The 5945-nt window shown below is 42.8% G+C and carries 5 protein-coding genes; 2 read left to right on the top strand and 3 right to left on the bottom strand.

Annotated features, from left to right (window positions below; translation table 11 throughout):
- Positions 1-592: 592 nt before the first annotated feature.
- Positions 593-1675: a class I fructose-bisphosphate aldolase gene (locus tag V7K27_RS27860; protein ID WP_334951603.1), complete on the top strand. Its 1083-nt coding sequence runs from the start codon at positions 593-595 to the stop codon at positions 1673-1675.
- A gap of 117 nt (positions 1676-1792) precedes the next feature.
- Here the strand turns inward: V7K27_RS27860 and V7K27_RS27855 are convergent, their stop codons facing one another.
- The 3 genes from V7K27_RS27855 to V7K27_RS27845 form a co-directional block, all read right to left on the bottom strand.
- Positions 1793-3253: an inorganic phosphate transporter gene (locus tag V7K27_RS27855; protein ID WP_334951601.1), complete on the bottom strand. Its 1461-nt coding sequence runs from the start codon at positions 3251-3253 to the stop codon at positions 1793-1795.
- Positions 3254-3557: 304 nt separating this feature from the next.
- Positions 3558-3701: a hypothetical protein gene (locus tag V7K27_RS27850; protein WP_334951599.1), complete on the bottom strand. Its 144-nt coding sequence runs from the start codon at positions 3699-3701 to the stop codon at positions 3558-3560.
- Complete coding sequence (locus V7K27_RS27845; protein ID WP_334951598.1) at positions 3698-4366, bottom strand: ribonuclease T2 family protein; 669 nt, start codon at positions 4364-4366, stop codon at positions 3698-3700. The genes V7K27_RS27850 and V7K27_RS27845 overlap by 4 nt, the downstream gene beginning before the upstream one ends.
- 180 nt (positions 4367-4546) lie before the next feature.
- Here V7K27_RS27845 and V7K27_RS27840 point away from each other — a divergent pair, with 180 nt between their 5' ends.
- Complete coding sequence (locus V7K27_RS27840) at positions 4547-5713, top strand: pyridoxal phosphate-dependent aminotransferase (protein ID WP_334951596.1); 1167 nt, start codon at positions 4547-4549, stop codon at positions 5711-5713.
- Positions 5714-5945 lie beyond the last annotated feature (232 nt).

The raw sequence follows: 5945 nt of genomic DNA, 5'->3' as shown, positions 1-5945 counted from the left end.
TCCCGAACTCAGAGGTGAAACGCTGCTGCGGCCACGATAGTTTAGGGGTAGCCCTACGCAAAAATAGCTCGATGCCAGGATTCATTATTTCAACTCAAGCCTCCTCATGATAATTTGAGGAGGCTTGAGTTTTTCACTTGTTGGCAACTCTTGACCCGACAGGCATGCCGTTGCTTCGGGGTAGAGAATTATTCTGGCATCCACGACCTACCAAATGGATTAGAAGAAGATTTCTCCCGAATAATGGTTCCTATTGTTTAACTTTTGAGTTTAGTTGTTCTATTAGGTTCTGACTTACTGAGCGAATACGAATTATATTTGTTCAGTCTGGGGAATGTCAACAGGTGATGAGTATTAAAGCCGAAATATATTAAATTATAAGTCTGCAATTCACCCAAATTATCAAAATAACAATTCTTTCCTTGTACATTTTGGCTCAAATTACGGTTACATTTCAGAGACTAATCCAAAATAGCAATTTTTCAATTCCGAAAAAATATACATATAGTTAATGCGACCTTAACCAGGTTAGCAATATTAAAAATGCTATCTTAAAGGCAAGGTCATTTGCTTAATTTTTGAGGAAAACGCTATGACTACAACGCTCATAGAGGCTAATTCTATCGAGTCATTACTAGGTAAAGAGACTGAAGACCTGCTTAACTACAAAGCAAAAGTTTCTCGTGATTTATTACATTTGCCGGGGGCAGACTTTGTAGATCGAATCTGGCTCAACAGCGATCGCAATCCCCAAGTATTGCGTAATCTCCAGCTACTTTATTCTACTGGTCGTCTGGCAAACACAGGTTATCTGTCTATCTTACCAGTAGACCAAGGGATTGAACACTCAGCAGGTGCGTCTTTTGCGCCCAATCCGATTTACTTTGACCCAGAAAATATTGTCAAGCTAGCGATCGCCGCAGGCTGCAATGCGGTTGCTACGACTTTGGGAACATTAGGTATCGTATCACGGAAATATGCTCACAAAATTCCCTTTATTGTCAAAATCAATCACAACGAATTGCTGACTTTCCCCAATCAATTTGACCAAGTATTGTTTGCTGATGTGGAACAAGCTTGGAATTTGGGTGCGGCGGCGGTGGGCGCGACAATTTACTTTGGTTCAGAGCAGTCTACCAGACAAATTCAGGAAATCAGCGAAGCTTTTAAACACGCCCATGAACTCGGTTTGGTAACTATTCTCTGGTGCTATCTCCGAAACAACGCTTTTAAACAAGATAAAGATTACCACCTTGCGGCTGACCTCACCGGACAGGCGAATCATTTGGGTGTAACCATTGAAGCCGACATTATTAAACAAAAGTTACCTGAAAATAACAATGGTTACGGTGCAGTTGCCAAAGCCACTGGTAAGAGTTACGGCAAAACCGACGAGCGTGTTTACACAGAATTGACAACCGATCACCCAATTGATTTAACTCGTTACCAAGTGCTGAATTGCTACTCTGGGCGTGTGGGGCTGATTAATTCTGGTGGCGCGACTGGTAAAAATGACTTCGCCGAAGCAGTTCGCACGGCTGTAATTAACAAACGGGCTGGTGGTACGGGATTAATTTCTGGGCGAAAGACCTTTCAGCGTCCCTTTGAGGAAGGTGTAAAGCTATTTCACACCATTCAAGATGTTTATTTGTCGCCAGATGTGACGATCGCTTAGGGAGTGGGGAGTAAGAATTTTAGATTTTGGATTTTAGATTTTGGATTAAAGAATTGAAATTTAATCCAAAATCGTCAATCCAAAATCCAAAATTGAATTGCCCCATGCCCTATTTTCCTACTTCAAACCCAGAATATTAAAGACTATGTACAAGCTTCCCGCATATGTAGCAGAACCAAGCAGTACGCAAACTGGCAGGGTCAGCACCCAGGCGAGCAGAATATTTCTCAAGGTGTCCGTTTGCAAACCTGAATGGTTTGCCGCCATTGTACCCGCTACACCCGATGACAGGACGTGAGTGGTGCTGACTGGCAGACCGAAGTAATCCGCAGCACCAATAGTTGTCATAGCCACTAACTCGGCGGAAGCTCCTTGAGCGTAGGTAAGGTGGTCTTTGCCAATCTTTTCACCGACTGTAACCACGATGCGCTTCCAACCAATCATTGTGCCAAGACCCAATGCAATGGCAACGGCAAATTTCACCCAATTGGGAATGAATTTGGTTACTTTATCTAACTGCTTCTTATAGCTGATAAGCACCTCTTCTTGTTTGGCATCGGTTAATTTTTTATGGTTGTCCAGCTTGCCAATTGTTCCAGCGACTAGATACATATCGGTTCGTAATGAGGCAAGCTCATCGCTTGAAAGCTGCTTGAAACTAGTCTTACCAGCAAGCTTATCCCCAATTGTACGACTCTCGGCAGCAAGGGCTGCAAATGTTTTGTCGTTAGCTTCGCCAGTTGGTTTGAGGAAGTTGGAAAGCTCATCTGTAATGTTTTTGCTGTTTGAGAATGTTCCTCTTCCTTGTTGTTGCAGCACTGGAATCACAGAGTTGGATGTAGCGGACAACTGAGCGATCGCTCCGGCGTTGGTATCCATATTCAGTGCAAACATACCTGGTAGAATGCCCACTAAGATGAGCATGATCAGACCCATACCTTTTTGACCATCATTTGAACCGTGGGCGAAGCTCACACCAGTACATGTCAAGATTAACAAACCACGTATCCAAGGCGGTGGTGTTTTATTCCCTTCTGGCGCACGGTACAACTCTGGTCGTCTGATCAGTCTTTTCGCCAGCAGTAACAGCAGTGCGGCGCAGGTGAATCCAACAATTGGTGAAACCAGTAGAGATGTGAAAACTTCCTCCGTCTTTGCCCAATTCACGCCCTCGCCAAAGACATGACCCTTAGACAACAATGAATTTGCTAAACCAACACCCATGATTGAGCCAATCAGCGTATGTGAACTGGATGCAGGTAAGCCCAAGTACCAAGTTCCTAAGTTCCACATGATCGCCGAAATCAAAAGTGCAAACACCATTGCGAAGCCTGCACTTGAACCAACATTAATTACCAATTCAACGGGAAGCAGAGCAACAATGCCAAAAGCAACGGCTCCAGTTGATGTCAGCACACCAATTAGGTTCCAACAGCCTGACCAGACGACGGCGATGTTTGGCTTTAGGCTATGAGTGTAAATGACTGTAGCAACTGCATTTGCAGTATCATGAAAACCATTGACAAATTCAAAGCTGAGTGCAAGACCCAGCGCCAAAGCCAGAAATAAATATTCCATTTAGCACTCCTAAGAAAAGACAAGAATGCAGTCTGACAAAAACAAGTTGTGTGACAAAAAAACTATTAAAACCAGGAAATAAACCTGGAGTTATTGCAATTCAGTGAGCTACCCAAAAAATTATGGTTATAAATACAACCTCTCCTTGAACAGATTCTCTGATTGCGTCTACTATCTTGAAATAAAAATGGGTTCTAATTACAGTTGAAGATTAGGATAGATAAGTTAAGAAATAAATAAGTAACGGTAAAGCATAAATTAAGTAACTTCAAATCATAGTTGTGGCAAGTGGGGAGAAATCAATTTAAAATTCAAAATTCAAAATTGAAGAAAAGACTGGGGGAGAGGTAGCTTTAGCTTCTCGCAGGTTGAGAGATAAGGGGACAAGGGGAATAACCATGCCCAATGCCCAATGCCCAATGCCCAATGCCCAATGCCCCATTGTCATCTAACGTTTCTCAGTAAGAAATCTGGCTGACCACAACTTTTTTGCGATCGCTTCAAAATCTCGGCGCTACAAATACCAGCTTCACCGTTTTTGGAATAACAAAAGAATACTTCTTGCAAAAATCTTCCTGAACCAGAACAAAAAGGTGCTACACCATCAGCAGTAATTTGATTATTAGCACTCAAAAATGAATTTTTAAAATTTGTAATTGTGATACGCAAGGGTTTATCAGGACGATTATAAGCTGCGGGAATAGCGATCGCATCTTTTAACTTTTTACTAAATGCCAAGTATTCCGCAGGAGTTTTCCCCGAACAAGTACCATGTTTTTCCCATTCATGATCGTAAAGTTTATTGCTAGGATACAAATTGGCAAACCGCCCCTTTACTTCCGACGGTAATTTTTGCGTGGAACAATTAGCTGGATAACCAGTTTGGTACTGCGGCCACAAACCATGTAGTACAAAACCAAGTTTCCTTCCAGAACCGCACTGCTGCTGGTCACGGGTACCATTTGCCGCACAATAATCCGGCGACCAAGAGAGTGTCAGTACATAAAAATCAAATTTACCCGGAGTACCGCGATTTTGAGCAATGGCAGCATTTGGTATAAAAAGACCAGGAATTAACAGACAAGATGCGATGAAAAGTTTCTTGATCTGCATATAAACAGTTAGTTTACCTTAAAACTAAAGTTATACAGAATACATTGTTAAGAGTCAAGGGTCAGGAATTCTTCCTAATTCCCCAGTTTTCAATCCCCAACGAATTCAGAAACAGCAAATCTTGGTAAGGATTCTGGGATATCCTTAGATCAGTGAAAGATTTGCCAAAAAAAAGTAAGAATGAAGCTGGCAGCAAGAGTAAGTCAGGTAACACCTTCATTAACCTTAGCGATCGCAGCCAAGGCTAAGGCACTGAAGGCAGAAGGAATAGATGTTTGTAGTTTTAGCGCTGGAGAACCAGATTTTGATACCCCAGCGCATATTAAAGCCGCAGCAGTCAAAGCTTTGGATGAAGGCAAAACCAAGTATGGTGCAGCAGCCGGAGAACCAAAATTAAGGGAAGCGATCGCCCACAAGCTTAAAATCGATAATGGTCTTGATTATAAGTCAGAGAATGTCATCGTCAGCAATGGCGGTAAGCATTCTCTGTACAACTTAATAGTGGCATTGATCGATCCAGGTGATGAGGTAATTATCCCTGCTCCCTACTGGCTAAGTTATCCCGAAATGGTGACTTTAGTCGGTGGAGTTTCAGTGATTGTACCCACAGATGCCACGACGGGTTATAAAATTACTCCCGAACAACTCCGTAAAGCAATCACGCCGAAGACGAAGTTATTTATCCTCAACTCCCCATCTAATCCCACAGGGATGGTTTACACACCAGATGAAATCAAAGCACTGGCGAAGGTAGTAGTTGATGCAGATATCTTTGTTGTCTCTGATGAAATTTACGAAAAGATTCTCTATGACGGTGCAGAACATATCAGCATCGGTTCTCTTGGGAAGGAAATTTTTGACCGCACTTTGATAAGTAATGGGTTTGCGAAGGCTTATTCTATGACTGGGTGGAGACTTGGTTATTTAGCAGGTCCGGTGGAAATTATTAAAGCCGCGAGTACCATCCAAGGACATAGTACATCTAACGTGTGTACCTTTGCCCAATATGGTGCGATCGCGGCTTTGGAAAGTTCTCAAGATTGTGTCGAAGAAATGCGCCAAGCTTTCGCCAAACGCCGACAGGTAATGCTAGACAGACTCAACGCCATTCCCGGATTGAGTACTGCAAAACCAGATGGCGCTTTTTATTTGTTCCCTGATATCAGCAAAACCGGTCTAAAATCTCTAGAGTTTTGTGACGCTTTGTTGGAAAAACACCAAGTTGCAGTCATTCCCGGAATTGCCTTTGGCGCTGATGACAACATTCGCCTTTCCTACGCCACAGATATGGCGACGATTGAAAAGGGAATGGATAGATTAGAGAAATTTGTCAAGTCACGTATTTAGTTAGTTGTCATTTGTGAGGAGAATTTATCAACTCTCCGAGTTCTTAACTCCACCTTTTCGACTCAGAACGGGTGGAGTTCATTTTCAAGCTTGACGTTCCGAGTTCCGAAGCTGAAGTTCCGAGTTCTGAAGCTGAAGTTCCGAGTTCTGAAGCTGACGTTCCGAGTTCTGAAGCTGACGTTCCGAGTTCTGAAGCTGACGTTCCGAGTTCTGAAGCTGACGTTCCGAGTTC

The sequence above is a fragment of the Nostoc sp. genome, assembly GCF_036919575.1.
In the GTDB taxonomy this organism is placed as follows: domain Bacteria; phylum Cyanobacteriota; class Cyanobacteriia; order Cyanobacteriales; family Nostocaceae; genus Nostoc.
This window is presented reverse-complemented; position numbering and strand designations above follow the sequence as displayed.